The organism is Microbacterium arborescens (genome assembly GCF_030369635.1).
Taxonomy (GTDB): domain Bacteria; phylum Actinomycetota; class Actinomycetes; order Actinomycetales; family Microbacteriaceae; genus Microbacterium.
Window position 1 is genome coordinate 414365 of sequence record NZ_CP128474.1, and the last position, 25922, is coordinate 440286.

Annotated in this window: 26 protein-coding genes; 16 read left to right on the forward strand and 10 right to left on the reverse strand. The window is 70.2% G+C overall.

Annotated elements, in window-relative coordinates:
- Positions 1 to 1518 carry an ABC transporter ATP-binding protein gene (locus QUC20_RS01980; protein WP_289330773.1) on the forward strand — a complete coding sequence of 506 codons (1518 nt, stop codon included), beginning with the start codon at positions 1 to 3 and terminating at the stop codon, positions 1516 to 1518.
- The gene (locus QUC20_RS01985; protein WP_289330774.1) at positions 1515 to 2306 is read left to right on the forward strand and encodes an energy-coupling factor transporter transmembrane component T family protein; all 792 of its coding nucleotides are present in this window, start codon (positions 1515 to 1517) and stop codon (positions 2304 to 2306) included. Before QUC20_RS01980 ends, QUC20_RS01985 begins: the two co-directional genes overlap by 4 nt.
- A 37-nt stretch (positions 2307 to 2343) precedes the next feature.
- Here the strand turns inward: QUC20_RS01985 and QUC20_RS01990 are convergent, their stop codons facing one another.
- On the reverse strand, positions 2344 to 3324 hold the full coding sequence (locus tag QUC20_RS01990; protein ID WP_120264428.1) for a sugar-binding transcriptional regulator: 981 nt from the start codon (positions 3322 to 3324) through the stop codon (positions 2344 to 2346).
- Between the two features lie 121 nt (positions 3325 to 3445).
- On the opposite strand from QUC20_RS01990, the gene QUC20_RS01995 reads away from it, so the two are divergent.
- The 3 genes from QUC20_RS01995 (at position 3446) to glpK (ending at position 7578) form a co-directional block, all read left to right on the forward strand.
- On the forward strand, positions 3446 to 5164 hold the full coding sequence (locus QUC20_RS01995) for a glycerol-3-phosphate dehydrogenase/oxidase (protein WP_120264427.1): 1719 nt from the start codon (positions 3446 to 3448) through the stop codon (positions 5162 to 5164).
- A gap of 101 nt (positions 5165 to 5265) precedes the next feature.
- Positions 5266 to 6018 carry an MIP/aquaporin family protein gene (locus tag QUC20_RS02000; protein WP_289330775.1) on the forward strand — a complete coding sequence of 251 codons (753 nt, stop codon included), beginning with the start codon at positions 5266 to 5268 and terminating at the stop codon, positions 6016 to 6018.
- A 45-nt stretch (positions 6019 to 6063) separates the two neighbouring features.
- Positions 6064 to 7578, forward strand: a complete 1515-nt coding sequence (glpK, locus tag QUC20_RS02005; protein WP_120263596.1) for a glycerol kinase GlpK — start codon at positions 6064 to 6066, stop codon at positions 7576 to 7578.
- Positions 7579 to 7647: 69 nt separating this feature from the next.
- On the opposite strand, the gene QUC20_RS02010 is transcribed toward glpK, so the two are convergent.
- Positions 7648 to 8157 (reverse strand): GNAT family N-acetyltransferase, encoded by a 510-nt coding sequence (locus QUC20_RS02010; RefSeq protein WP_289330776.1) that lies wholly within the window; start codon positions 8155 to 8157, stop codon positions 7648 to 7650.
- Entirely contained in the window at positions 8142 to 8879 is a 738-nt protein-coding gene (locus tag QUC20_RS02015) for an aminoglycoside 3'-phosphotransferase (RefSeq protein WP_259455268.1), read from the reverse strand. Before QUC20_RS02015 ends, QUC20_RS02010 begins: the two co-directional genes overlap by 16 nt.
- A gap of 385 nt (positions 8880 to 9264) precedes the next feature.
- On the opposite strand from QUC20_RS02015, the gene QUC20_RS02020 reads away from it, so the two are divergent.
- Genes QUC20_RS02020 through QUC20_RS02030 form a run of 3 tightly spaced genes read left to right on the forward strand, consistent with a single transcriptional unit; the run spans position 9265 to position 11683 of the window.
- Positions 9265 to 10026 (forward strand): SDR family NAD(P)-dependent oxidoreductase, encoded by a 762-nt coding sequence (locus QUC20_RS02020; protein WP_289330777.1) that lies wholly within the window; start codon positions 9265 to 9267, stop codon positions 10024 to 10026.
- The gene (locus tag QUC20_RS02025) at positions 10023 to 10844 is read left to right on the forward strand and encodes an enoyl-CoA hydratase/isomerase family protein (protein ID WP_289330778.1); all 822 of its coding nucleotides are present in this window, start codon (positions 10023 to 10025) and stop codon (positions 10842 to 10844) included. The genes QUC20_RS02020 and QUC20_RS02025 overlap by 4 nt, the downstream gene beginning before the upstream one ends.
- Positions 10841 to 11683, forward strand: a complete 843-nt coding sequence (locus QUC20_RS02030; protein ID WP_289330779.1) for an SDR family oxidoreductase — start codon at positions 10841 to 10843, stop codon at positions 11681 to 11683. The genes QUC20_RS02025 and QUC20_RS02030 overlap by 4 nt, the downstream gene beginning before the upstream one ends.
- Before the next feature lie 23 nt (positions 11684 to 11706).
- Here QUC20_RS02030 and QUC20_RS02035 read toward each other — a convergent pair whose 3' ends face one another.
- From QUC20_RS02035 to QUC20_RS02060, 6 genes are all read right to left on the reverse strand, one after another.
- Complete coding sequence (locus QUC20_RS02035; RefSeq protein ID WP_120263590.1) at positions 11707 to 12186, reverse strand: GNAT family N-acetyltransferase; 480 nt, start codon at positions 12184 to 12186, stop codon at positions 11707 to 11709.
- Positions 12186 to 13055 (reverse strand): Cof-type HAD-IIB family hydrolase, encoded by an 870-nt coding sequence (locus tag QUC20_RS02040; RefSeq protein WP_289330780.1) that lies wholly within the window; start codon positions 13053 to 13055, stop codon positions 12186 to 12188. The genes QUC20_RS02035 and QUC20_RS02040 overlap by 1 nt, the downstream gene beginning before the upstream one ends.
- 23 nt (positions 13056 to 13078) lie before the next feature.
- A complete protein-coding gene (locus QUC20_RS02045) occupies positions 13079 to 13954 on the reverse strand; it encodes an HAD family hydrolase (RefSeq protein WP_289330781.1) in 876 nt (291 codons plus the stop codon).
- A gap of 84 nt (positions 13955 to 14038) precedes the next feature.
- Positions 14039 to 15454, reverse strand: a complete 1416-nt coding sequence (locus QUC20_RS02050) for a glycoside hydrolase family 1 protein (protein ID WP_120263587.1) — start codon at positions 15452 to 15454, stop codon at positions 14039 to 14041.
- Positions 15455 to 15586: 132 nt separating this feature from the next.
- Positions 15587 to 17452, reverse strand: coding sequence for a beta-glucoside-specific PTS transporter subunit IIABC (locus QUC20_RS02055; protein WP_289330782.1), 1866 nt, complete (start codon positions 17450 to 17452; stop codon positions 15587 to 15589).
- 187 nt (positions 17453 to 17639) lie between these two features.
- Positions 17640 to 18551, reverse strand: coding sequence for a PRD domain-containing protein (locus tag QUC20_RS02060; RefSeq protein ID WP_120263585.1), 912 nt, complete (start codon positions 18549 to 18551; stop codon positions 17640 to 17642).
- A gap of 93 nt (positions 18552 to 18644) precedes the next feature.
- On the opposite strand from QUC20_RS02060, the gene rlmN reads away from it, so the two are divergent.
- The 8 genes from rlmN to QUC20_RS02100 all read left to right on the forward strand — a co-directional run bounded on the left by rlmN (position 18645) and on the right by QUC20_RS02100 (position 25369).
- Positions 18645 to 19949: a dual-specificity RNA methyltransferase RlmN gene (rlmN, locus tag QUC20_RS02065; protein ID WP_289330783.1), complete on the forward strand. Its 1305-nt coding sequence runs from the start codon at positions 18645 to 18647 to the stop codon at positions 19947 to 19949.
- 55 nt (positions 19950 to 20004) lie between these two features.
- Complete coding sequence (locus QUC20_RS02070) at positions 20005 to 21018, forward strand: aldo/keto reductase family protein (RefSeq protein ID WP_289330784.1); 1014 nt, start codon at positions 20005 to 20007, stop codon at positions 21016 to 21018.
- 12 nt (positions 21019 to 21030) lie between these two features.
- The gene (locus tag QUC20_RS02075) at positions 21031 to 21522 is read left to right on the forward strand and encodes an NUDIX hydrolase (RefSeq protein ID WP_289330785.1); all 492 of its coding nucleotides are present in this window, start codon (positions 21031 to 21033) and stop codon (positions 21520 to 21522) included.
- A 46-nt stretch (positions 21523 to 21568) separates the two neighbouring features.
- The gene (locus QUC20_RS02080; RefSeq protein WP_289330786.1) at positions 21569 to 21874 is read left to right on the forward strand and encodes a hypothetical protein; all 306 of its coding nucleotides are present in this window, start codon (positions 21569 to 21571) and stop codon (positions 21872 to 21874) included.
- The gene (locus QUC20_RS02085; RefSeq protein WP_289330787.1) at positions 21871 to 23109 is read left to right on the forward strand and encodes a hypothetical protein; all 1239 of its coding nucleotides are present in this window, start codon (positions 21871 to 21873) and stop codon (positions 23107 to 23109) included. The genes QUC20_RS02080 and QUC20_RS02085 overlap by 4 nt, the downstream gene beginning before the upstream one ends.
- Positions 23110 to 23151: 42 nt before the next feature.
- Complete coding sequence (locus tag QUC20_RS02090; RefSeq protein ID WP_120263579.1) at positions 23152 to 23718, forward strand: hypothetical protein; 567 nt, start codon at positions 23152 to 23154, stop codon at positions 23716 to 23718.
- Positions 23715 to 24566, forward strand: coding sequence for a hypothetical protein (locus tag QUC20_RS02095; protein ID WP_120263578.1), 852 nt, complete (start codon positions 23715 to 23717; stop codon positions 24564 to 24566). Before QUC20_RS02090 ends, QUC20_RS02095 begins: the two co-directional genes overlap by 4 nt.
- 191 nt (positions 24567 to 24757) lie before the next feature.
- Positions 24758 to 25369, forward strand: coding sequence for a hypothetical protein (locus QUC20_RS02100; RefSeq protein ID WP_289330788.1), 612 nt, complete (start codon positions 24758 to 24760; stop codon positions 25367 to 25369).
- Between the two features lie 15 nt (positions 25370 to 25384).
- On the opposite strand, the gene QUC20_RS02105 is transcribed toward QUC20_RS02100, so the two are convergent.
- Positions 25385 to 25915: a ribonuclease H family protein gene (locus QUC20_RS02105; RefSeq protein ID WP_289330789.1), complete on the reverse strand. Its 531-nt coding sequence runs from the start codon at positions 25913 to 25915 to the stop codon at positions 25385 to 25387.
- Positions 25916 to 25922 lie beyond the last annotated feature (7 nt).

A 25922-nucleotide genomic window follows, 5' to 3' on the forward strand; every position in this document is an offset into this window, starting at 1 on the left:
GTGGGTGACGCCGGCGCGGCGCGGCCCGCGACCCTGGAGGCCCGCGGGTGGGGGTGGCGCTACGCCACCCGACGCGCGTGGGCCGCGAGCGAGACCTCCTTCACGATCGAGGCCGGTGAACGGGTGCTCCTGCTCGGGGCGTCGGGGTCGGGCAAGTCGACGCTGCTGCAGGGGCTCGCAGGGGTCCTCGGAGGGGCGGACGAGGGTGAGCAGGAAGGATCGCTCCTCGTCGACGGTCGGTCGGCTGCCGAGGCGCGCGGTCGCGTCGGACTGGTCCTCCAAGACCCCGACAGTCAGACGATCCTCGCGCGGGTGGGCGATGACGCGGCCTTCGGATGCGAGAACCTGGGGGTGGCGCGCGAGGAGATCTGGTCTCGGGTACGGGCTGCCCTGGATGCCGTGGGCCTCGACGTCCCTCTCGATCGCTCGACCGCGGCCCTGTCGGGCGGGCAGAAGCAGCGCCTCGCGCTCGCCGGCGTCGTCGCGATGCGGCCGGGCGCCGTGCTGCTCGACGAGCCCACGGCCAACCTCGATCCGGCCGGCGTGATCGAGGTGCGCGATGCCGTCGCGCGGGTGCTCGATGCCACGGGAGCCACGCTCGTCGTGATCGAGCACCGGATCGATGCCTGGCTCCCGCTCGTCGACCGCGTGATCGTGCTGGCGCCCGGCGGCGGGGTCGTCGCGGACGGCGACCCGCGGACGGTGCTCACCGAACGCGGCGCCGAGCTCGCGTCGGCGGGCGTATGGGTGCCCGGCATCCGGCCGTCCTCGCCGCCGCGCCCGGTGGCCTCGCCGGGTGACGTCCTACTGTCGGCCGAACGTCTCGTCGTCGGGCGTGCACCGGGCTCGCCGGCCGCCGGGCCGCTCGACCTCGACGTGCGTGCCGGCGAAGCGCTCGGCATCGTGGGGCCCAATGGTGTCGGCAAATCGACGCTCGGGCTCACGCTCGCCGGGCTGCTGCCGGCGCAGGGTGGGATCGTCCGTACTGCTGACGACGTGGCGGCGGGCGCCGCGCTCGTCCGCGGACGGCGACGGGAGCGGGCGGACCCCGCGGCATGGAGCTCGACGGCATTGCTGACGCGGATCGGAACCGTCCTGCAGGAGCCCGAGCACCAGATCCTCCGCTCCACGGTGCGCGACGAGCTCGAGGTCGGGCCGCGGGCCCTGGGCATCGAGGCGGGGGAGGTCGCGGCACGCGTCGACGAGCTGCTCGAGCGGCTGAGGCTCGCCCCGCTCGCGGGGGCCAATCCCTACACGCTCTCCGGCGGCGAGAAGCGCCGTTTGACCGTGGCCGCGATGCTGGCGGCGCGGCCACGCATCGTGGTCCTCGACGAGCCGACCTACGGGCAGGATGCCCGAACCTGGTCGGAGCTGGTCGCGATCATCGCCGCCCTCCGCGACGGTGTCGACGATCGCGGGCCCCTCGGAGTCATCACGATCACGCACGACGACGCCGTGCTCGATGCGCTCGCGGCCCGGCGATTCGCGCTCACCGCTCCGACGGGGGTGCCGGCATGACCGCGGCGGCGGTGACCCGAGACGCGCCGCGCGGCGTCGCGGCGCTCAACCCCGTGGCGAAGTTGCTGGCGGCGCTTCTCATCGCGATGCCGCTCGTGATCACGATCGACCCCGTGTCCGCCGGCGTCGCGCTGCTCCTGGAGCTGCCGCTGCTGCTCGCCTCGGGGGTCGGCTGGCGCCGGTTCTGGGTGCGGACGCTTCCGTTGTGGATCGCCGCCCCCGCGGCCGCGGTGACGATTTCGCTCTACGGCGAGCGGAGCGGAGCCGAGGTCTTCGCTTGGGCGTTCGTCCACGTCAGCGAGGGCTCGCTCGCACTCGGCCTGGCGGCAGCTCTGCGTGTCCTCGCGATCGGTCTGCCGGCCGTCGTGCTGTTCATCACCGTGGACCCGACCGACCTCGCCGACGGATTGGCCCAGATCCTGCGGCTTCCGGCGCGGTTCGTCATCGGCGGGCTCGCGGGCATGCGGATGCTCGGGCTGCTCGCCGAGGACTGGCGTGCGCTCGCGCTCGCGCGGCGTGCCCGCGGCGTCGCCGACGACGGCCGTCTGAGTCGGACGCTCGGCATGGCCTTCGCGCTGCTCGTGCTCGCCATCCGTCGCGGCTCGGCCCTCGCGACGGCGATGGAGGCGCGGGCCTTCGGTGCCCCGGGGCGACGCACCTGGGCACGGGAGTCGCGGCTCGCGGCATCCGACGCGGCGATCATCGCGGGCGGACTCGCGATCTCGGTGACGGCGGTCGCGGTGTCGGTCGCGGTCGGCGCCTTCCACCCGATCTTCGGCCCATCCTGACGCCGGACCGCCCTGGAGTCGGGCCTCGGGCCGCGTCTCAGAGGCTGCCGACCGTCGTCTCCGCCAGGCGCCGGGCGAGCGCCTCCTCCACGACGAGCTCCGTGATCAGACCGGCCGCGAGCGCGCCGCGCAGCGCGTCGAGCTTCGTCAGGCTCGACACCGCGCACAGGCGGCGGGGGATGCGGCGGATCGCTTCGAGAGACGGACCACTCGATCGCGCGTTGAGCTCGATGCCGGTCGCCGAGCCGTCGATGCGGTAGAACACGGTCGCGCAGTCGCCGACGACGCCGTCGCGGAGGAGCGAGCGCAGGTCCTCGCCCGTGAGGTATCCGCCGGCGTACACGTGGGAGGGGACATCGGCGTGGGGGGAGCCGAGCCCGAAGACGAACACCTGAACGCGCGACTGCGCGTCGAGCACGCGCCGGATCGACCGCTCACGCCAGAGCAGCTGCTTGGTCAGCGGGTCGTCGAACAGCGCGGGCACGGGGAACTGCTGCACGTCGGTGCCGAACGCCTGCCCGAACCGCTCGAGGATCGCGCCGGAGTACGAGATGCCCGACGTCGTTTCGTTCGCTGCCCCGTTCATCTGCACGATCTGCGAGTCGTGCAGCCGCTTGGTAGGCAGGTGGCGGGCGATCGCCGAGACCGTGGCTCCCCACGCGATGCCGATGTTCGCGTCGGGATCGAGCGTCGATGACAGGACGTGGGCCGCTGTCCGGGCTGTTCTCTCGAGTCGCTCGGCGTCGTTCGTGCGCGGGGGCGTGCTGACGACGTGGACGGAGATGCCGAAGCGCTCGGACAGGCGCCGCGCGACCACCGAGTTCGCCTCGTGGGGCGAGTGCACCGTGATCTCGACGAGTCCGATGTCTCGGGCGTGCGAGAGCAGCCGCGACACGGACGAGCGCGAGAGGGCCATCTCGGCCGCGATCTGGTCCATCGTGCGGTCCTGCACGTAGTACAGCTGCGCCGCGCGCAGCGCGTCGCGTGTGCGTGCCTCGGCCTCGGCGTCCGCGCTCATCGTCATCCGTCCTGCACGTTCGTGCATCGCCGCGGCGCCGGTGCACGTTCGTGCATGACCGTTGCGCATTCGTGCGGTGGACCCCAGTGTAGATCGGGACAGCCGTGGAAAAGGATGCATGATGACCGAGTCGACGCCGACCACCCGAGCGAACATCCGAGCCCTGCGCGAGCGCCCCCATGCCGAGGTCCTCGTCATCGGCGGGGGCATCAACGGAATCGCGACGTTCCGCGACCTCGCACTCCAGGGCGTCGACGTGGCCCTCGTCGAGCGCGGAGATTACGTCAGCGGCGCCTCGTCGGCGTCGAGTCACATGATCCACGGTGGCGTCCGCTACCTCGAGAACGGCGAGTTCCGGCTCGTGAAGGAGTCGGTGACCGAACGCAACCGGCTCGTGCGCAACGCGCCCCACTTCGTCAAGCCGCTGCCGACGACGATCCCGATCCACCGCACCTTCTCCGGCATCCTCGCCGCGCCGTTCCGGCTGCTCGTCACGCACGGCCGCGGCAAGCCGCGCGAGCGCGGTGCCCTGCTGATCAAGGTCGGCCTGATCATGTACGACACGTTCTCGCGCGACGGCGGCGCGGTGCCGCGCCACCGGTTCCGCGGGCGCCGCAGCTCGCGGGCGCAGTTCCCCGACCTCGACGACCGGTTCCGCTACACCGCGACCTACTACGACGCCTCCATGCACGACCCCGAGCGCCTCGCGCTCGACGTCCTGCGCGACGGCGTGCGCGAGGAGTCGGCGCGGGCGGCGAACTACGCCCCCGTCGTCGGCGCCGACGGGGCGTCGGTCATCATCCGGGATGACGTCACGGGTGAGGAGTTCCCGTTCACGGCCGACGTCGTCGTGAACACGAGCGGGCCGTGGACCGACCTGACCAACACCGCACTCGGCACGCCCACGCGCTTCATGGGCGGCACCAAGGGGTCGCACATCGTCCTCGACAACACCTCGCTGCTCGAGGCGACCGGCGGCAACGAGATCTTCTTCGAGGCCGCCGACGGTCGTATCGTGCTCATCTACCCGCTCAAGGGCCGGGTGATGGTGGGGACGACCGACATCGACGCCGACCCGAGCCGGCCCACGGTCTGCACCGACGACGAGATCGACTACTTCTTCGATCTGATCGGCCAGGTCTTCCCCGACATCGACGTCGACCGCTCGCAGATCGTCTACACGTTCTCCGGCATCCGTCCCCTCCCGCGCCACGACGACCTCGCCCCCGGCTTCGTCTCGCGCGACTACCGCATCGAGAAGGACCGCCTCGGCGACGTCCCCGTCCTCAGTCTCGTCGGCGGCAAGTGGACGACGTTCCGCGCGCTCGCCGAGCACCTCGCCACCGACGTCATGGGCCTGCTGAAGCGACCGCGTCGTGTCGCCACGACCGACCTCGCGATCGGCGGCGGCGCCGGCTACCCGCGCAGCGTCGCTCAGCGTCGCCGCTGGATCGAGGCCCACCGCGGCGCGCACTCGGCGGAGTTCGCCGACCGCATGCTGGAGCGTTACGGCACCTACGCGCAGGAGGTGCTGGCCGCGCTCCCCGTCGCCCAGCAGGAGTTCGAGCACGCCCCCGGCTACTCGGTCGAGGAGATCGCGTTCCTCGCCGAGCGCGAAGAGGTCGTCTCCCTGATGGATCTGCTCCTGCGTCGCACCTCGATCGCCTTCGTCGGCGGCGTCTCGATGGAGACGCTCACGGAGGTCGCCGAGGCGGCCGCGCCCGTGCTCGGCTGGGATGCGGAGACCGTCCGCGCACAGATCGACGAGGCCGCGCAAGCGCTCGAGGAGGCTCACCGCATCGACGTGCGCACGTCGCACCTGGCGCCGCTCGACGCCTGAGCCCGTTTGACCCGGCGAGGCCCGACGCCGGATCACCCTCGGGCCATCCTCTCGCGCGGCGATGTCGCCCGCGGTGATTCTGCAGAAAGGTCGACGCTGACATGCACGACATCAATCTCGGGCTCTACTTCGTGTCAGAGCTCGTCGGGACGGCGATGCTGCTCCTGCTCGGCGGTGGCGTGGTCGCCAACGTCATCCTCGCCAAGTCGAAGGGCCTCGGCGGCGGGACGCTCATGATCAACTGGGGCTGGGGCCTGGCGGTGTTCGCCGGCGTGCTCGTGTCGTCGTACTCGGGCGCCCAGCTGAACCCCGCCGTGTCGATCGGCCTCCTCGTGGGCGGGAAGATCGAGTTCGCCCAGTTCCTCGTCGCCGTCGCCGCCCAGTTCGTCGGCGCCTTCCTGGGTGCCGTGCTCTGCTGGCTGGCCTACCACGACCACTTCGACGCCGAGCCCGACCCGGCCAACAAGCTCGGCGTGTTCTCGACCGGCCCCGGCATCCGTGCCTACGGCTGGAACCTCGTCACCGAGATCATCGCGACCTTCGTACTCGTGTTCGTGATCTTCGGATTCGCCGACTACGGCGACATCGAGATCGGCACCCCGGGTTCGCTCGGCCCGCTCACCGCCGTGCCCGTCGCGCTCCTCGTGGTCGGTATCGGCGCCTCGCTCGGCGGCCCCACCGGCTACGCCATCAACCCGGCCCGCGACCTCGGCCCGCGCATCGCCCACGCCGTGCTCCCGATCAAGGGCAAGGGATCGAGCGACTGGTCGTACGCGTGGGTTCCCGTCGTCGGACCCCTCATCGGCGGTACGCTCGCGGCACTCGCCGCCGGCGCCCTGCTCGGCCTCGCCTGACCCTCTTCACGAACCGCCAACGCTGACAGACAAGGACGTCACATCATGACCGACTACATCATCGCCCTCGACCAGGGCACGACCTCGAGCCGCGCGATCATCTTCGACAAGAAGGGCTCGATCATCTCCGTCGGGCAGAAGGAGCATGAGCAGATCATGCCGCGGGCGGGCTGGGTCGAGCACGACCCGATCGAGATCCGCGACAACATGCGCGAGGTCATCGGCATCGCGCTCGGCCGCGCCAACCTGACCCGCCACGACATCGCCGCGATCGGCATCACCAACCAGCGCGAGACCGCTGTCGTGTGGGACAAGAACACCGGCATCCCCGTCTACAACGCGATCGTGTGGCAGGACACCCGCACGCAGTCCATCGTCAACCGCCTGGCCGGCGACGAGGGCGTCGAGCGGTACAAGGACATCGTCGGACTGCCGCTGGCGACCTACTTCTCGGGCACCAAGATCGTCTGGATCCTCGAGAACGTCGAGGGTGCCCGCGAGAAGGCCGAGGCCGGTGACCTCATCTTCGGCACGACGGACACCTGGGTGCTGTGGAACCTCACCGGCGGCCCGTCGGGCGGCATCCACGCGACCGACGTCACGAACGCGTCGCGCACGCTCTTCATGGACCTCGAGACCCTGGAGTGGCGCGACGACATCCTCGCCGACTTCGGTGTGCCGCGCTCGATGATGCCCGAGATCCGCTCCTCCAGCGAGGTCTACGGCGAGGCGCGCGACACGTCGCTGCTGCGCGAGACGCCGGTGGCCGGCATCCTCGGCGACCAGCAGGCGGCGACGTTCGGGCAGGCGGCGTTCGACGCCGGCGAGAGCAAGAACACCTACGGCACCGGAAACTTCCTGATCTTCCAGACGGGCACTGAGATCGTGAAGTCCGAGAACGGCCTCCTCACGACGATCGGGTACAAGCTCGGCGACGGACCGACCCACTATGCGCTCGAGGGATCGATCGCCGTCACCGGCTCGCTCATCCAGTGGCTGCGCGATCAGCTCGGGATCATCTCCACGGCGCCGGAGGTCGAGCAGCTCGCGCTGTCGGTCGAGGACAACGGCGGCGTCTACTTCGTGCCCGCGTTCTCGGGCCTGTACGCGCCGTACTGGCGGCCCGACGCTCGAGGCGCGATCGTCGGCCTCACGCGCTACGCCAACCGCGGCCACCTCTCGCGCGCAGCGCTCGAGGCGACGGCCTTCCAGACGCGTGAAGTCCTGGATGCCGTCAACGCCGACTCGGGTGTCGACCTGGCCGAGCTGAAGGTCGACGGCGGCATGATCGCCAACGACACGCTCATGCAGTTCCAGGCCGACATCCTGGGGGTCCCCGTCGTCCGGCCGGTCGTCGCCGAGACGACCGCGCTGGGTGCCGCTTACGCCGCCGGCCTCGCCGTCGGGTTCTGGAGCGACCTCGACGAGCTCCGGGCCAACTGGCAGGAGGACAAGCGCTGGACCCCGAACGACGACGTCGAGGAGCGCGAGCGCCAGCTGCGGCTGTGGAAGAAGGCCGTGACGAAGTCGATGGACTGGGTCGACGACGACGTCCGCTGACGACGAAGGCCTAGCGCGCGGCCCCCGAGCTTTCCGGCCCGGGGGCCGCGTCGTGTCAGAGCGATCCCGTCAGAGGGGGAGGGCGAAGCACACCGAGCGCGGCATCGTCTCGGCGTAGGGCTCATAGACCGGGATGCGGCTGAACCCCATCGACGTGTAGAGCGCGATCGACTCGGGCTGCTGGAGTCCGGTCTGGAGGATGACCCGCTCGGCACCATCGTTGCGGGCGGCATCGAGGGCTGTCGACATGAGTCCGCGCGCGATGCCGACGCCGCGAAAGTCCGCGGTCACGATGAGGCGCTTGATCTCCCATTCGTCGCCGAGTCGGCGGAGGATGACGTGCCCCGCGGGGGTGTCTGCGGAGCCGGCCCGGGCGGCGAGGGCGATCAGGGTCGTGACGATCTCATCGGGGTGCGTCGCGAGCGCGCGGGCGCGGGCACGGCGTCGCTCGTCGGGTTCGTCGCCGTGGAATCCGTCGTAGCGCGCGCCGAGATCGTCGTCGAGCTGTCGGCGCAGGTCGCGTGCGCGCGGATCGCCGTAGGCGACGTCGACGATCCGCCAGGTCAGGTCTCGTTCCACAGCGACCGATAGTAGGCCAGACGGTCGGCGTCGGGGGCGATCCCGTAGGCGTCGATGAGCGCGTCCTCCCAGCCGGGGCCGTAGTTCCACTCGGTGCTCATCGAGGCCACCGCGATGTCGGCCCAGCGGTCGGCGACGCCGAGCGCCCCGAGGTCGACGTGGGCGAGCCAGCGTCCGTCGTCACCGACCAGGGTGTTGGGGCAGCAGGCGTCGCCGTGGCAGACCACGAGGAGGTCGGGCTCGGGTGCGTCGCGGAGAGATGCCGGCACGGCGATGCCCCGGGCCTCGGCGTTTCGCAGCCGGTGCGCGACGCTCCAGTCGTAGGGGCAGTCGGCGACCGGCAGGGCGTCGTGGAGGGCGCGGAGTCCTTCGCCGACCGCCCGCACCGCGGTCGCGGGATCGGCGAGCCACCGGGGATCGACGGCCGACCGGCCGGGGAGAGTGCGGGTGACGAGCCACTCGACGTCGCCGTCCTCGCCGGTCTCGATGACCTCGGGAACCGACGTGAACGGCGCAGCCCATCGCAGGCGCTCCGACTCGACTCGCATCGAGGTCTCGGCGTTCCGCGGGCCGACCTTGACGACACGGCCGTCGTCGGTGCCGAGCGTGATACCCCCGATGGCGTTGCGCCAGAGCGGGGTCGCGGCGGTGCCGGCGGTAAGCCGTCGCAGTCGCGCTGCGATGTCGGCGCGGACGGGCGCGTCCGGGGGCAGTAGGGTCACAGCCACATCCTGCCGCCTTCGCTCGCCGTCGAGGCCGACATCCGCCGCGCGCGAGTTGCCGTCCGCAGGTTGGTGGGGTGGTTCCGCTGCCGCGCGGCGGTGGAACGGCAGCTCAGCCTGTTCGCGGCACACGCGGTCGACGGCCTGAGCGGCGCCCGGCCTGAGCGGAGACCGGTCGGCCGGAGGCGATCCGCGGAGGTTCGGCGCCCGGGCTGGGCGTTCCGTCGTCAGGGCCGGAGCGGCTCTCGGGGTGGCTGGGGTGCGTCTGGGGCAGTTCAGCCTGTCGACGGCACCGGCGCGGCGCGCGGAGGGTGCTCGGATCGCCCGGGCGCGGAGGTCGGCCCCGGGCGTTCTAGGGTGGAGGGGCGAGTTCGAAGGAGAACACATGCAGATCGCGGGAGCCTCCGCCCTCATCACGGGCGGCGCCAGCGGGCTGGGCGCGGCCACGGCACGGCGCCTCGCTTCGGGCGGCGCGCACATCACGATCGTCGACCTGCCGGGGTCGCCCGGGCGCGAGGTCGCCGAGGCCCTGGGCGGGCGGTTCGCCCCCGCCGATGTCACCGATCCGGACGAGGTGGCCACCGCCGTCGAGACGGCGGGTAGCGCGGCGCCGCTGCGCATCGTCGTCAACTGCGCCGGGATCGCGCCGCCCGCCAAGGTGCTCGACCGTGCGGGTGCCCCGACACCGCTGGCGGACTTCGAGCGCATCGTCCGGATCAACCTCGTCGGCACCTACAACGTCGTGGCGCAGGCGTCGGCCGCGATCGCGCGGACCGAGCCGACGGAGACGGGGTCGCGTGGCGTCATCGTCAACACCGCCTCCGTCGCCGCCTTCGACGGACAGATCGGCCAACCCGCCTACGCCGCCTCGAAGGGCGGGGTGCACGCGATGACGCTGCCGATCGCGCGCGAGCTCGCGCGCTACGGCATCCGCGTCTGCACGATCGCGCCGGGGATCATGCAGACGCCCATGATGGCGGGGCTGCCGGATGCCGCGCAGCGCTCGCTGGGCGAGCAGGTTCCGTTCCCGCCGCGTCTGGGCGCGCCGGAGGAGTTCGCCGCGCTCGCCGCCCATATCGTCGACAACGACTACCTCAACGGCGAGACGATCCGTCTCGACGGCGCGATCAGAATGGCACCCCGATGAGCGACACTGCACCCGCAACCGACACTGCAACCGCAACCGACACGGTGTTGCTACGCCGCGAGGGCGCGCTCGCGCGGATCACGCTGAACCGCCCGGCATCGCTCAACGCGGTCGACGCCGACATGGCGGCCCGCTGGCGCGAGGTGGCCGCGGAGGTCGCCGCCGACACCTCGATCGGTGCCGTGATCCTGGATGCGGCGGGCCGCGCCTTCTGCGCCGGCGGCGACGTCGTGTCGATGTCGACGTCGGGCATGGGTGGCGCCGCGGTCACCGAGACGGCCCGCATCATCCACGACGGCATCGCGTCGCTGACGGGCGCGGCGGTGCCGATCGTCGCCGCGGTCCAGGGTGCGGTCGCCGGGGGAGGCCTCGGCATCATGCTGGTCGCCGACTACATCGTCGCGTCGCCGTCGGCGGTCTTCGTCAGCAAGTACGCCAACATCGGCCTCACGCCCGATCTGGGGGTCTCGACGCTGCTGCCCGCCGCGATCGGTCAGCGCCGCGCGCTGCAGCTGCTGCTCCACGACACCGCGCTCGACGCCGCGGCCGCGCTCGACTGGGGCTTGGTGGCCGAGGTGGCCGACGACCCCGCCGCCCGGGCGCAGGCCCTGGCCGACTCGTGGCTGGCGGGCGCGACGCGCGCCTTCGGACAGGCCAAACGTCTCGTCCGCGACGGCGCCGCGCGGTCGTTCGCCGAGAACCTCGACGACGAGGCGCGGACGATCGGCGCGCGCTTCGACACCGACGAGGCGCGAATGCGCATCGACGCGTTCGCCGCCGCATCCGCACGCCGTACCCGAACCGAGGAGACCTCATGACCGACGCGAAGCCCCTCGCGGGCAAGACCCTGCTGATGTCGGGCGGCAGCCGCGGCATCGGCCTGGCCATCGCGCTGCGTGCCGCGCGCGATGGTGCCAACATCGCGCTGCTCGCCAAGACGGACCAGCCGCATCCGAAGCTCGAAGGCACCGTGCACACCGCCGCCGCCGCGATCGTCGAGGCGGGCGGCCGAGCCCTGCCGATCGTCGGCGACGTGCGTGACGAGGACTCGATCACCGAGGCCGTGCTGAAGGCGCAGGGCGAGTTCGGCGGCATCGACATCGTCGTGAACAACGCCTCGGCGATCGACCTGTCGGGCACGCTCGAGCTCGGCACGAAGCGCTTCGACCTCATGCAGGCGGTCAACGTGCGGGGGACATTCCTGCTGTCGCGAGCGGCGATCCCGGCCCTGCGCGACGCCGAGAACCCGCACATCCTCTCGCTGTCTCCGCCGCTGAACCTCTCGCCGAAGTGGCTCGGCGCACACACGGGGTACACGCTCGCGAAGTACGGCATGACGATGGCGACCCTGGGGATCGCCGCGGAGTTCGCCGCCGACGGCATCGCGGCCAACACGCTGTGGCCGCGGACGACGATCGCGACGGCGGCGGTGCGCAATTCCCTCGGCGGCGAGCGGATGATGGCGGCGAGCCGCACCCCCGAGATATACGCGGATGCCGCGTACGAGGTGCTCGTGCAGCCCGCCGGCGAATACACGGGGCAGACCCTGATCGTCGAGGACGTCCTCGAGGCCGCCGGTGTGACCGACTTCTCGGGCTACGCCGCGGTCCCCGGAACGCCGGACGCGGAGCTGTTCCCCGACGTCTTCCTCGACTGAAGGGATGTGCTGCCCGAGCGCGGTCAGAGGGGCTTGCGGAGGAAGATCTGGAAGGTGCCGTCGTCCTGCGGCACGCGCTCGGACTCGGTGTAGCCCTCGCGCTCGTACAGGCGCAGGTTGGCCTCGCTGAGCGATCCCGTGAACAGCTCGGCCTCGCGCGCACCGGCCGCCCGTCCGCGTTCCTCGACGGCGGCGAGCAGGGCCGTGCCCACGCCCGACCCCTGCTGGTCGGGGGCGATGGCGATGCGGCCGATCAGCAGCAGCTCGCCGTCGAGGCGGGCGCGCGCCGCTCCGACGATGCGACCGTCGTCGACCGCGACGCAGCCGAGGTTCTCCGCCAGCTCGGCACGAAGCTCGTCGAGGGTCTGGGTGAGCGGCGGCATGTCGGCGGCGTCGTAGATGAGGGCCTCGGACACGAACGCGGCGCGCTGCAGGGTCAGCACCTCGCCGGCGTCGGCGGGGTCGATGGGTCGGATGTCGCGGTCGTCCGCGCCCGGCGCCATCAGGCGGCCGTCTCGGGGTCGATGATGCCGTGGCGGACGAAGGCGTTCCAGATGCCGTCGTCGAGGACGCCGGTGGTGACCTCGCCGGCGATCTGCTGCAGCTGCGGGTCGGCTTCGGCCATCGCGATCGCGGTGCCGCAGACCTCGAACATCTCGACGTCGTTCCAGCTGTCGCCGATTCCGACGGCGTCCGCGGCGTCTCGGCCGAGGTGCGTCAGCATCGCCTGGATGCCGGTTCCCTTGTTCGTGCCGCGCATGCCGACCTCGCCGTTCGAGCCGGTGGGCAGGGGCATGCTCCCCGGGATGACGTGGAACTCCTCGCCGAGCGCGGCCTGGGTCTTCTCGACCGCGTCGGGGTCGGAGCTGACGAACACCGCCTTGGCGATGTGGTCGAGATCGGCCTCTTCGACGGGGGCGAAGCGCGGCGCGGCCACGACGTCCTCGGCGAGGGCGACGGTGGAGAGGTCCTCGGCATGACGGCGACGGCGATCGCTGATGAAGTCCGCGATGAACGACCGGACGCCCTCGCTCGCGTACACGCCGTCGTGCGACTGGATGAAGTACCGCGTGCCCTGCTCGTCGAAGTAGGCCATCACCCGCTCCACGGCCGTGCGGGGCATCAGTTCGGCGAGGACGGTCTCGTCGCCGGAGACCGCGAGGGCGCCGCCGTTGGAGATCGCACCGTCGAAGCCGATGTCGAGCACGCGAGGGTTGATGTCGCCGGCGGCGCGTCCCGTGCAGAGATAGACGAGGTGCCCGCGTTCGCGCGCGGCGCGGACCGCGGCGATCGTCGAGGGGGCGATCGTCTCGCCGTGCGCGAGGATGGTGCCGTCGACGTCGAGGAAGATGATGCGAGTTTCCGACGTCACCCCTCCAGCGTAACGGGGGGCGCTCACAGCAGGCCGTGTCGCGCGAAGGCGTTGTGGATGCCGTCGTCGTCGATCGCGGTCGTGACCTCGTCGGCGAGGGCTTGAACCTCCGGCGCGGCGTTGCCCATCGCGATCGCGGTGCCGCAGACCTCGAACATCTCGGCGTCGTTCCAGTTGTCGCCGATGCCGATCGCGTCCGATGGGTCGACGCCGAGGTGGGCGAGCACCTCGAGGATCGCGGCGCCTTTGTTCACGCCGCGCGGCGCCACTTCGCCCGAGCTGCCCTCGGGCAGGGGGATGGTGCCCGAGACGACGGCGAAGTCGGGGGCGAGCTCGGCGAGCAGATCGGCGACGGCGTCAGCGTCGTGCGCCAGGATGACGGCCTTGGCGATCTCGGCATCCGAGAAGTGGACCTCGTCGTCGAAGGTCTTCATGCCGACGCTGAAGAACTCGAGCTCGTCGGGGTCGGCCCCGGCGGCCAGCGCGTCCTCGATGTGGCGGGCGCGGTCGCGCTCGAGACGGTCGGCGAGCAGAGCCGGCAGGCCGGGGCTCGCGAACATGCGGTCGAACGACTGGAAGTACCAATGGATGCCGCGGGCCTCGAACGCCGCGCTGAGGCGCGCGACCTCGGCGGCCGTCATGAGTCGCGAGACAACCAGCTCGTCGCCCACCCCGGCGAAGGCGCCTCCGTTGGTGACGGCGCCGTCGAAGCCGATGTCGAGGATGCGGCCGCGCAGCTCGGCCATGCCGCGGCCGGTGCTCAGCAGCACGAGGTGCCCGTTCTCGCGGGCACGGCGGACGGCGGCGACGGCGGACTCGGGCAGATGGGTGCCGTCTTGCAGGAGGGTGCCGTCGACGTCGAGGAACACGGCGCGGCGGCGGAAGTCGGACGAAGTCATGCAGATCCCTTTCAGACGCGGAGAAAGGGCGCGGTCGCGGGCCAGAAGGAGGGCCCCGCGACCGCGCCCGGTCGGGTCGGCGTCTCAGCGAGTGAGCGAGGCGCCGTTCGTGCGGATGACCTCGGCGTACCAGCCGAACGACTTCTTCTCGTAGCGCTCGAGCGAACCGGTGCCGTCGTCGTTGCGGTCGACGTAGATGAAGCCGTACCGCTTGCTCAGCTGCGCGGTCGAGGCGCTGACGAGGTCGATGCAGCCCCACGAGGTGTAGCCGAGCACCTCGACGCCGTCGGCGATCGCCTCGCCAACCTGCACGAGGTGGTCGTTGAGGTAGGCGATGCGGTAGTCGTCGACCACCGTCTTGACACCGTCGACCTCGACGAGCTCGTCCTTGGCGCCCAGCCCGTTCTCGACGATGAACAGCGGCTTCTGCCAGCGGTCCCAGAACTGGTTGAGCACGAGGCGCAGGCCCACGGGGTCGATCTGCCAGCCCCACTCGCTCGCCTCGAGCGTGGGGTTCGGGACGCCGCCCATGATGTTGCCCTCGCCGGTGACCTTCTTCGCCGGGTCGGCGGTCGCGGCGACCGACATGTAGTAGCTGAACGAGACGAAGTCGACCGTGTTGGTCAGGTCGTCTCGGTCTTCGTCGGTGATGTCGAGCTCGATGCCCTTCTCGGCGAGCGTACGGAGGAAGTACCCGGGGTATGCGCCGCGCGTGTGCACGTCGCCGTAGACGAGGTTCGAGTGGTCGAACGACATGACCTCGAGGGCGTCGGCGGGCGAGGGCGAGAGGGGGTACACGGGCATCGACAGCACCATGCATCCGATCTGCGCGCTCGGGGCGACCTCGCGCGCGATGCGCGTCGCACGGGCGGATGCCACGAGCTCGTGGTGCATCGCCTGATAGAGCTGCTGCTCGGTCAGCTCGTCCTTCGGGGTGTTGATGCCGCCCGACATGAAGGGCGCGTGAAGAAGCGAGTTGATCTCGTTGAAGGTGAGCCAGTACTTCACCCGTGCGCCGTACCGCTCGAAGAGCGTGCGCGCGTAGTTCTCGTAGAAGCCGATGAGCCGGCGGTCGGTCCATCCGTCGTAGGTCTCGGCGAGGTGGAGGGGCGTCTCGTAGTGCGAGATGGTGACGAGCGGCTCGATGCCGTGCTTCTCGAGCTCGTCGAGCACGCGGTCGTAGAAGGCGAGGCCCGCTTCGTTCGGCTCGGTCTCGTCGCCCTTCGGGAAGATGCGGCTCCAGGCGATGGAGAAGCGGAACGTCTTGAAGCCCATCTTGGCGAAGAGGGCGATGTCGTCGGCGTAGCGGTGGTAGAAGTCGATGCCCACGAGCTTGAGGTTGTCGGGGGTCGGCTCGTCGGTGCGGGCGCCGACGATGCCGCGGGGCATGACGTCCTGCACCGAGAGTCCCTTGCCGCCTTCGTCGTAGGCGCCCTCGAGCTGGTTCGCGGCAGTCGCGCCGCCCCAGAGGAATCCGTCGGGGAAGGTGGTGGTGCTCATGGCTCTCTCTCGTTTCGTATCGCTTGTCCCGCGGGTGGGCGGGACTGTGTATCGCTTGTCCCGAGGGTGACGGGACGGGGTGGGGGAGGGGGCGCGTTCGGGTCCGCGCCCCCTCCATACGGGGTGCGTCGGTCAGTTCGCGAGCGCGGACTCGACCGAGACCGCCGTGAACAGCGGCTCGCCGTGCGCGATCGGGCCGGACGCCTGGTCGGTCAGGGCGGGGTACAGCTCGCCGTTGGTGACGATGACCGGCGTGGTGAGGTCGTAGCCCGCACGCTCGATCGCATCGCCGTCGAACTCGACGAGCAGGGCGCCGGCCTTGACCTCCTGGCCGGTGGTGACCTTGACGTCGAAGTGCGCACCGGCGAGCTTGACCGTGTCGATGCCGATGTGGATGAGCACCTCGGCGCCGTCGGCGTGACGGAGTCCGATCGCGTGACCGGTCGGGAACGCGGCGGCGACGACCGCGTCGAAGGGGGCGTAGACGGCACCCGAGCGCGGCTTGATCGCGACGCCGTCACCGAGGCTGCCCTCGGCGAAGGCCGCATCGGGGGTCTCGCTGAGCGGCACGACCGTGCCGTCGACGGGGCTCAGCACGACGACGTCGTTGCCGGACGCGGCGGGAGCGGCCGACGGCGCGGCATCCTCTTCGGGCTCCGTGAATCCGACGATGGCGGTGAGCAGGAACGGGATGATGATCGCGGCGGCGAGGCCGATGATGAGCATGACCATGTTGCCGTTGCCGAACAGGGCCGGAAGGGCGAGGCCCGAGGGTACGACGAACGCAGTCGAGAACACGCCGCCCATCGCGATGATCGCGCCACCGATCACACCGCCGACGATGCCGAAGGCGAAGGGGCGCTTGAGGGGCAGGTTGATGCCGTAGATGGCGGGCTCGGTGATTCCGGCCAGGAAGCCCGACAGCGTGGCGGGAGCCGCGAGCGACTTGAGGTTCTTGTTGCGCGCGCGCACCCAGACACCGGCGACCGCGGCGGCCTGCGCGAGGACGGCTGCGAAGACCGGGCCGATGAGCAGGATCTGGCCGGTGGTCTGGTACTCCAGCGTGAACAGCGGCACGAGACCCCAGTGCAGGCCGAAGATGACGAAGACCTGCCAGAAACCGCCCATGATGGCGCCACCGGCCCACGGAGCGTTCTCGAAGACCCAGCCGATGCCGTTGCCGAGTGCGCCACTGAGGATCGCGGAGATCGGGCCGATGACCACGAACACGATCGGCACGGCGATGAGCACGACGATCATCGGGGTGACGAAGCGGCGCACGGCACCGGGGAGCTTCGCGTACAGGAACTTCTCGGCGTGGCTCTGCAGCCACACGATCACGATGATCGGGATGACGCTCGAGACGTAGGTGACCATCGTGAAGGGGATGCCGAAGAACGTCAGGCCCTCGACGCCGACGAGCGGTGTGATCGTCGGGTAGAGCAGCGCCGCCGCGATGGCGAAGGCGGTGAATTCGTTCGCCTTGAAGTACCGCGCGGCCGTGAAGGCGAGCGCCATCGGCAGGAAGTTGATGAGGCCGTCCGACAGGGCGTTGAGCACCGCGTAGGTCGAGTTGTCGGTGGTGATCCAGCCGAAGGTGACCGCTGCGGCGAGGAATGCCTTGAGCAGACCCGTGCCCGCCAGGGCCCACAGCAGCGGCGTGAAGATCGCGGAGATCATCGAGATGAAGCGGTTGAAGAGGTTGCCCTTCGGGCCCTCTGATTCCGCGGCGTCGGAGCCGGAGCCGGCGCCGAGCTTCGAGATCTTGCCGATCTCGGCGAAGACGTCGGGCACGTCGTTGCCGATGACGACCTGGTACTGGCCGCCGGCCTGGGCGACGGTGACGACACCGGGCACGGCCTTGACGGCGGCGGTGTTCGCCTTCGACTCGTCCTTCAGCACGAAACGCAGACGCGTCGCGCAGTGGACGAGGGAGTTCACGTTCGCCTCGCCGCCGACGCCCTCCAGGACGCCGGCCGCGGTCTTCGAGTAATCCATCGGGACTGCTCGCTTTCTGCCGCAGCATCGCGGCACTCGGGTGGAGGAAGCCCCCGCATCCGTGTTTCCGGGCAACAAAAAAACCTGAACTCGTTCACCGCCGATCAAAGCGATGTGAGTTCAGGTTTTGCCCGCTGCCGCGGTAACAATCCGGAGACTTCCGCAGGGCAGCGACGCCCTGCGAGGGTCACGGTAGCACGGGACCGGAGTCTTGGCCAGCGGCGTTCGCGCCGACCTGGGTCGCGAGGCGCTCGACGTGCACGATGACGTACAGCAGCTCCTCGTCGGTCAGCTCCGACTCGGTGGCCGCGCGGACGTACGCCTTGACCTCTTCGGCGATCGCGTACGAGCGCGGATAGCTGTGCTTGGCGAACTCGAAGAACGACGTGTCGGCGCTGCGCAGCATCGTCTTGGACACCAGGCGTTGGAGCAGGAACTGGATGTGCAGGATGAAACGCGCGTAGTCGGGGCTGTCGGTGTCGAGCTTGACGCCGAGACCGTTCTCGACCGTCATGACGACGTGCTGCAGCCGCCGGAAGAGCAGGGCCGCTGTGCCGTTGGGCTCGTCGCGGGTCGCGTTGAGCAGGTGCATCGTCAGGAAGACCGCCTCTTCGGCGGGCAGCTCACGGTCGAGCGACTCGGAGATGGCGGTAGCCATGCGCTGCGCCGCGGAGAACTCGTGCGGGTGCAGCACGCGGAGCTCGGGCATGTTCGTCGCCGGGATGCGGATGCCGTTGTCGAGGCGTTCGAGCACGAACTGGATGTGGTCGATGACGGCCATCGTGAAGAACCGGTCGAGGTGGTGGCCGAGACGGCGCTCGGCCTCGTCGACGGCGCGCGTGACGGCTTCGACGACCGGGTAGGGAACGTCGGTGAGCAGCTGGCGCTCGCGCTCGCCGGCATCCCCGGCGTCGAGGATGAACGTCTTCTCGACCTTGTCGGGGTCGAGGGTGTCGGACGGCTTCAACTGGAATCCGAGCCCGCGCCCCATGAGCACGCGCTCGCGGCCGTGCTCGTCGACGGTGATGACGACGTTGTTGTTCAGCACTTTGTGCACGACGGTGCCGCGCGGGGGCGGGGCGACGTCGTCGAGGTCCATGGCTGAAGTCTAGAGCTGAGGAGATGCGGTCGCCGGGCACGGCGAATGCCGGCGGCCAGCCTTCGCGCAGCCGGCGCCGGTACCCTGGATCATATGACCGACTCAGAGCCCGTGCGCGAGACCGCGTCGTCCGTGCGCGAGACCGCGTCGTCCGTGCGCGAGACCTCGACGCCCGTGCGCTCCACCAAGCCGCGTCAGGTGCGTCCGGCGACCGAGGGCTGGTCGCAGCAGAAGGATGAGACGGGTCGTCCGCTGCTGCAGTTCGCGAGCCCGAAGCGTGGCAAGCCGCCGGTCCACCTCGCCGACCTCACGCCCGAGCAGCGCGTCGAGAAGGTGAAGGAGCTCGGCATGCCCGGCTTCCGTGCCAAGCAGATCGAGAAGCACTACTTCCGGCACTTCACCTCCGACGCCGCGGAGATGACCGACCTGCCTGCCGCGGGGCGCGACGAGCTCATCGCGGGTCTGCTGCCGCCGCTGCTGACGGAGGTGCGCCGGCTCGAGACCGACCGCGGCGACACCATCAAGTTCCTGTGGAAGCTCCACGACGGCGCCCTCGTCGAGTCGGTGCTCATGCGCTACACCGGCCGCATCACGCTGTGCGTGTCGAGCCAGGCCGGCTGCGGCATGAACTGCCCGTTCTGCGCGACCGGCCAGGCGGGTCTGACCCGCAACATGTCGGCCGCCGAGATCGTCGAGCAGGTCGTCCGCGCCAACCGCCTCATCGCCGACGGCGGCCTCGGCGACCCCCGCAAGGTGGGTCATGAGGGCGAACGCGTGACGAACATCGTGTTCATGGGCATGGGTGAGCCGCTCGCGAACTACGCGCGCGTCATGCAGGCCGTGCGCACGATGGTCGACAAGGACCACGGCATCGGCATGAGCGCGCGCGGCATCACGGTGTCGACGGTGGGACTCGTGCCGGCGATCCAGAAGCTGACGAAGGAGGACATCCCCGTCACCTTCGCGCTCTCGCTGCACGCCCCCGACGACCAGCTGCGCGACGAGCTCATCCCCGTCAACTCGCGATGGAAGGTCGACGAGGCGCTCGACGCCGCGAAGGCCTACTTCGACCAGACCGGTCGTCGCGTGTCGATCGAGTACGCCCTCATCAAGGACATGAACGACCACGCCTGGCGGGCCGACCTGCTGGCCGAGAAGCTGAACGCGCGGGGCCGCGGCTGGGTCCATGTGAACCCGATCCCGCTGAACCCGACGCCCGGTTCGATCTGGACCTCGTCCGAGCCCGAGGTGCAGGACGAGTTCGTGCGACGGCTCAACGAGGCCGGCATCCCGACGACCCTCCGCGACACCCGCGGCAAGGAGATCGACGGCGCGTGCGGTCAGCTCGTCGCGACCGAGGACGACCAGCGCGCGGCCGACACCGTTCCCGCCGGTTGAGGTCATAAGACGCAACTCCGGCCCGTGCGCGTCCACCGCGAGGTAGCGTTTTCCCATGGTTGAGTATCGCTACCTCGGCAACAGTGGATTCAAGGTCTCGGAGATCACGTACGGCAACTGGGTGACGCACGCGTCGCAGGTGGAGAACGACGCGGCCATCGCGACCGTCCACAAGGCGCTGGACCTCGGCATCACCTCGTTCGACACCGCAGACGCGTACGCCAACACGGCCGCGGAGGTCGTGCTCGGCGAGGCGCTGAAGGGTCAGCCGCGCGAGACGCTCGAGATCTTCACGAAGGTGTACTGGCCGACCGGCCGCAAGGGACCGAACGACCAGGGGCTCTCGCGCAAGCACATCTTCGACAGCATCAACGGGTCGCTCCGCCGCCTCGGCGTCGATTACGTCGACCTTTATCAGGCGCACCGGTACGACTACGAGACGCCGCTCGAAGAGACGATGCAGGCCTTCGCCGACATCGTCCGCCAGGGCAAGGCGCTCTACATCGGCGTCAGCGAGTGGACGGCGGAGCAGCTTCGCGAGGGCCACGCCCTCGCGACGAAGCTCGGGTTCCAGCTCGTCTCGAACCAGCCGCAGTACTCGGCGCTCTGGCGCGTCATCGAGGGCAAGGTCATCCCCGCCTCGCAGGAGCTCGGCATTTCTCAGATCGTCTGGTCGCCGCTCGCGCAGGGCGTGCTGACCGGGAAGTACCAGCCCGGCCAGCCCGTGCCCGAGGGGTCGCGCGCGACCGATGAGAAGAGCGGCGCGAACTTCATCAAGCGCTTCCTGAACGACGAGGTGCTCACGGCCGTCCAGAAGCTGAAGCCGATCGCCGACGAGGCGGGCCTCACTGTCGCGCAGCTCTCGCTCGCGTGGGTGCTGCACAACGAGAACATCGCGGCGGCGCTCGTCGGCGCCTCGCGCCCCGAGCAGCTGGAGGACACCGTCAAGGCCTCGGGCGTGAAGCTCGAGCAGTCGGCGTACGACGCGATCAACGACGCCCTCGCCGGCGTCGCGGTGACCGACCCGGCCGAGACCGACAAGGTCTCGCCGAAGACGCGCCCGGCCTGACTCCGCCTGATCGTGGTCACGACGAGCGCCGGCATCCTGCCCTACCGCATCGCTGCGGACGGCACGGTGTCGGCGCTCGTCGCGCACATGGGCGGGCCGTTCTGGTCGGCCAAGGATGCCGGGGCGTGGTCGATCGTAAAAGGCGAGTACGACCCCGACGGCGAGACGGCGCTGGATGCCGCACGACGCGAGTTCCGTGAGGAACTCGGGCTCGAGGCGCCTGATGGTCCGTACGCCGAGCTGGGCACCTTCTCGTACTCGTCGGGCAAGCGCATCACGGTGTTCGTCGTCGACGGCGCCGATCTCGACGTCTCGGGTGCCGTTTTCGGCGAGTTCGAGATGGAGTGGCCGCCGCGGTCGGGCCGTACGGCATCCTTTCCGGAGGTCGACCGCGTCGAGTGGGTCGACCTCGGCCGTGCCCGCGAGCTGCTCGTGAAGGGACAGCGGCCGGCGCTCGATCGGCTCGCCGATCTCGTGCATGGGGAGAACTCCCCATCGCCGTGACCACCCGAGTGTTCCTATGCTGTTCCACGACGACCTGGGGAGGATCGTGATGGCCGACGGCGTAGAGATTCCGCTCGACTCGATGCAAGCGCTCAGCGACGCGCTGCACGAGATCATTGCCGAGTTCGAGGAGGCTGGCTCGCGTACCAGTGATCTGGTGGGTGCGATCGGCAACCCGCAGGGCGACAGCCGTCTCGCCCGTGCCGCCGAGGACTTCGAGTCGGAATGGGACGACAAACGCGAGACGCAGCGCCGCAACCTCGAAGAGATGAAGAAGCGGCTCGATGACGCCCGCGAGGGCTGGGAGCAGGCCGATCTGGAACTCGCGCAGAGCATGGAGTCCGCCGAATGACCGAGAACTCGTACATCTACTCCCGCGAGGAGATGCCCTCGACGCCGGGCGGACGACGGGTCCGCAAGATCGAGGGGAACCCCGGTGCGATCAGCACGCGGGCGGCCGACATCGAGTCGCTCGGCGACAAGATGGCCCGCGCGGCGGCGACCCTCCAGCGGTTCGCCGACGGCACGGTGGGCCGAGGCGAATCGTTCGAGGCGGTCCGCGAGCAGGCGAAGGAGGTCTACGAAGACCTCCAGACGGCGGCACGCCGGTACCGACCCAGCGGCACCGCGCTGGCGGCGTATGCGACCGCGCTCAGCACCGTCCAGGCCGACAGCGACTGGCGGGTCGATGGCGCGAACCGGACGTGGCCCGAGGTCAACGAGGCATCGCGCGCCCTGAGTGGCGCGGAATCCGACCAGCACGAGTTCGACACCCAGGAACGCCTGCATCCCGACGTCGAGCAGACCGGCACGCGGCCCAGTACCGCCGGTGCGCAGGCCGCGTTCGACGCCGCGGTGTCGTCGTGGGAGGCCTACTGGGGAACCTACGACGCCCCCGTCGAGACGTGGGAGTCGGCCTACGACACCGCCGTGAACAGCCTCGAGCACACCAACGCCAACGGCGTGTCCGACAGCTTCTGGGACAACTCGATGCCGTTCGTCGAGGCGATGCTCGACGTGCTCCTCGTCGTAGGCGTGATTCTGCTGATCGTCGCGTTCGTCTTCACCGGGCCGCTCGCGCTCCTGGCCGGTGTGCTCGCCACCGTCGCAGGTGTGCTCAGCCTTCTCGGCGAGATCGCCAAGCTCAACGCGGGCCGCGGTGACTGGCAGAGCGTCGCCTTCGCCGCCGTCGGCATCATCCCCTTCGGCAAGCTCGCCAAGCTCGGCAACCTCGCCGAGTTCGCGAACGTGAGCGCTCGGTTCCCGCGCCTGAGCGGTGCGTTCCGGTTAGGGGGCAGCGAATTCGTCGATCTCCACAGCTCGCTCAACCGGTTCCTCGTCGGCCGGATCCCCGATCTGTTCACGGTGCACGGCCTCAACTCTCAAAACATGATGCGCGTGCTGCAGTTCCCCGCGTACGTCATGCAGGAGACCCGTCTCGTCGGCGGATGGCGAGCGGGCTGGAACGCGCTCGCCGGCAATCCGACCAACCTGCCCGAGGCGCTCGGTGGCTCCGTCGACGTCATGCTCGACGTCATGGGCATTCTCAAGGACGGCAGCGAACGCCTCGCCTCGCTATCGCGCTAGGCTCGGCAGCTGCCACATCCTCGGATTCCGGGAGGAACCGTCATGCCACTCGTCTCCGACCTCGCGCTCCGGGCGGACCCGTCGATCTGGAGTCGCGTCCCCGACACGATCGCCGACGCCGACGCGTGGATCGCGGCACGGCTGGAGGGAGTTCCTGCCGACTCTGCGCAACGCGTCGAAGATGCGGCACGGCTCGCTCTGTATGCGCGTCTGGGAAGTGAGCTGAGCGTCGCGCTGTTGCTCTCGGTGCCCGCTTCCGGCATCTTCGGGATGCTGGGCGTCCTCGGGCTCGGAGATGCCCCGGCTCCGTCGACGGCAGCCGGAGCGAAAGAGATCGCGGAGGCCCTTGTGCCCTCGCCCTGGGGAGCTGAGCTCGCGACGGTCTCGTGGGGCGTGGTTCGCGGGTGGCGCGCGACGGTCCTCGATCCCGTGGTGGGCGATGACTCGGTCGTTGTGGCGCAGACGATTTCGACGGTGTATGTCCTCGATCTCGAGGGGCGATGCGTCGTGGCGGCGTTGACCCCATTGGTGCCACTTGCCGCGGCGGCTGCTCACGTCCTGGCCGAGCGGGTGCTCTCGACTCTCTCCCTGTCGGGAGCTGCGGCATGATGATCGAAGCGCAATGGTCCGAACAGCTCGCCGCGGTGCACGCTGAGATCGCGCCGGCTCTCCCGCGAAATGTGGAGCCTCGCACTGTCGAGCTCGCGGCGTTCACGGCGGTCGGCGAGCGGGATCTCGCCATGCGCCTGTGGACGGAGGCCCGCGACGCGGCAGACGCTGCCCGCAGATCGGTAAGGGCCGGTCTGCGGGAGCGGCACGGTTCGCGCCGACCAGGCGGCTGGCCGCTCATGGTCCTGCTCGTCGGAGCCCTGTGCGCCGCGGTCGCGGCAGTGCTCTCGAGCGGCCTGCGCTTCGATCCCGCTGACACCGTGGCCACAGTCGTCACCCTGTCGGGGCTCGCCGCCCTCGCCTGCATCGTCGTCATGATCGCTGCGCGAGGACGGGCGCTGAACCGCGCCGTCATCCGGCTTCACGGCGTCGCCACGGTGGGGCTCGTCCTCGCCGCGGTGTTCACTGTCGGACGCGGCTGGGACACGACGGCGATGATCCTGCTGGTGACAGCGGCGATCGGGGTCGCCGGCCTCGTCGGTGTGCTCGTCGCACGTGCTCGGGATTCCGCCGACACCGAGCTCGTCGACACCGCGGAGAACGTCGCCCTCGCCGAGACGAAGCCGGAGGTCGAGGCGGTCGGCCTCCGGCTTCGCGCCGAGACGGAAGCGGCTCTCGATGCCGCGACAGCGGATCGCATCGTGGCACTTCGCGACACGGTGCTGGCGGAGATCGCGGCGCGGGGGATCACGCTCGAACCCGTGCCGCCGCGCACCCCGGCGGGTTCGGTGATCATCGACGCGCTGCTGGCAACGTGGGTGCCCGAGGTCATGAGGGGTGAAGTCTGAGGGCTGGTATGCACGCGGTTTCGGACGACCACATAAAGGCGCTGATCGCGCGTCAGACGCGGTTCGTGACCTCGGGTCCGAGGCCGTGCGTCGGTCCAGGTCCGGAGGCGGCCGGGACGATGACGGTGATGCGCGATGCGGTCTGACACAGCCGGCTCGATAGGCTGGCACCCCCGACGGAAGGAACCCTCATGTCGCTGCGCGCGGAGCTGATCGGTGAGACCGTGAGCGACCCGTCGTTCGCGGTGCTCCTGCCCACCGGCTGGGAGGCCCACGCGCCCGATCTCGCATCGGTGGACGAGCGTGTCGACGCCGCCGTCTCCGCGCTTCCGGTCGCTTCCCGAGGGGCTGCGCTGGCGGCGCTGCGCGAGGCGGTGGCCTCTGCCCGCGCCGAGGCGACGCGCGCCGACGTCATCCGCGTCTTCTCGCCGTCGCAGGTCGGTGAGGACGAGGCGATCCCGGTGTCGCTCGTCGCCTCGTGGCTCGTCGCACCCGCGGGGGCGACGGCCTCCGACCTGGGCGCGACGATGGTGCAGCGCTACCGGGCTCGACCGCTCGACGAGCGCGGGACGATCTTGAAGTGGTCTGCGGCGAAGACCTCCACGATCGAGGGTGCGGAAGTGCGCACGGCGGGTCACGGCTATCTCGTCCGCGTGCCCGACGAGAAGAAGCGCGCGCTCGTCTTCCGGTCGACGATCCTCCACCGTGTCGACGGGACGGAGATCCCCGACGACGGTATCGATGCGATGGAGCTCGTCTGCGACGCGATCGTCGCGAGCGTGCGGTGGCGCCGGCGCGATTGATCCGCGCTGCGCCCGTCAGCGCTTCTTCCTCGGCGCTTCCGAGACGTCGAGCTTCTCGTGCAGCCCGCCGAGCGACGACCAGGCGCTGGCGGTGCCCTGCGCGGCGTGCTCGGCGCCGCGCACGGCTCGCTCGTCGGCCCACTCGTTCAGGACATGACCGCGGTGCCCGCGGACGTGTTCGAGGATGACGTCGGGCAGGCCGCGCGCCCGACGGGCATCGCGGGCGGCGATGAGATGCTCGAGGATGTCGCGGTTCTTCGTCGGCGCGCCGGTCGAGGTCTTCCAGCCGCGACGACGGTGGCCGTCCATCCACGACGCGTACGTGTCGATGGCGTACTTGGAGTCGGCCTGGACGACGAGCTCGCGGACGTCGGGGTGGTCCTCGATCGCCTTCAGCAGCCCGAGAAGCTCACCGATGTTGTTCGTGCCCTGCGGGATCGCTCCCGCGGCCCAGTGACCGTCCTCGCCGACCCAGGCCCAGCCGGTCGGTCCGGGATTGCCCTTGCAGGCGCCGTCGGTGGCCACGGTGTATCGGTCGGAACTCACTCGGGCA

What these genes read in the sequence shown, in the direction of transcription:
- QUC20_RS01985 (WP_289330774.1), top strand. Translation starts at nt 1,515, where the DNA reads ATGACCGCGGCGGCGGTGACCCGAGACGCGCCGCGCGGCGTCGCGGCG.
- QUC20_RS01990 (WP_120264428.1), bottom strand. Translation starts at nt 3,324, where the DNA reads ATGAGCGCGGACGCCGAGGCCGAGGCACGCACACGCGACGCGCTGCGC.
- QUC20_RS01995 (WP_120264427.1), top strand. Translation starts at nt 3,446, where the DNA reads ATGACCGAGTCGACGCCGACCACCCGAGCGAACATCCGAGCCCTGCGC.
- QUC20_RS02000 (WP_289330775.1), top strand. Translation starts at nt 5,266, where the DNA reads ATGCACGACATCAATCTCGGGCTCTACTTCGTGTCAGAGCTCGTCGGG.
- glpK (WP_120263596.1), top strand. Translation starts at nt 6,064, where the DNA reads ATGACCGACTACATCATCGCCCTCGACCAGGGCACGACCTCGAGCCGC.
- QUC20_RS02020 (WP_289330777.1), top strand. Translation starts at nt 9,265, where the DNA reads ATGCAGATCGCGGGAGCCTCCGCCCTCATCACGGGCGGCGCCAGCGGG.
- QUC20_RS02025 (WP_289330778.1), top strand. Translation starts at nt 10,023, where the DNA reads ATGAGCGACACTGCACCCGCAACCGACACTGCAACCGCAACCGACACG.
- QUC20_RS02030 (WP_289330779.1), top strand. Translation starts at nt 10,841, where the DNA reads ATGACCGACGCGAAGCCCCTCGCGGGCAAGACCCTGCTGATGTCGGGC.
- QUC20_RS02035 (WP_120263590.1), bottom strand. Translation starts at nt 12,186, where the DNA reads ATGGCGCCGGGCGCGGACGACCGCGACATCCGACCCATCGACCCCGCC.
- QUC20_RS02045 (WP_289330781.1), bottom strand. Translation starts at nt 13,954, where the DNA reads ATGACTTCGTCCGACTTCCGCCGCCGCGCCGTGTTCCTCGACGTCGAC.
- QUC20_RS02050 (WP_120263587.1), bottom strand. Translation starts at nt 15,454, where the DNA reads ATGAGCACCACCACCTTCCCCGACGGATTCCTCTGGGGCGGCGCGACT.
- QUC20_RS02055 (WP_289330782.1), bottom strand. Translation starts at nt 17,452, where the DNA reads ATGGATTACTCGAAGACCGCGGCCGGCGTCCTGGAGGGCGTCGGCGGC.
- QUC20_RS02060 (WP_120263585.1), bottom strand. Translation starts at nt 18,551, where the DNA reads ATGGACCTCGACGACGTCGCCCCGCCCCCGCGCGGCACCGTCGTGCAC.
- rlmN (WP_289330783.1), top strand. Translation starts at nt 18,645, where the DNA reads ATGACCGACTCAGAGCCCGTGCGCGAGACCGCGTCGTCCGTGCGCGAG.
- QUC20_RS02070 (WP_289330784.1), top strand. Translation starts at nt 20,005, where the DNA reads ATGGTTGAGTATCGCTACCTCGGCAACAGTGGATTCAAGGTCTCGGAG.
- QUC20_RS02085 (WP_289330787.1), top strand. Translation starts at nt 21,871, where the DNA reads ATGACCGAGAACTCGTACATCTACTCCCGCGAGGAGATGCCCTCGACG.
- QUC20_RS02090 (WP_120263579.1), top strand. Translation starts at nt 23,152, where the DNA reads ATGCCACTCGTCTCCGACCTCGCGCTCCGGGCGGACCCGTCGATCTGG.
- QUC20_RS02095 (WP_120263578.1), top strand. Translation starts at nt 23,715, where the DNA reads ATGATGATCGAAGCGCAATGGTCCGAACAGCTCGCCGCGGTGCACGCT.
- QUC20_RS02100 (WP_289330788.1), top strand. Translation starts at nt 24,758, where the DNA reads ATGTCGCTGCGCGCGGAGCTGATCGGTGAGACCGTGAGCGACCCGTCG.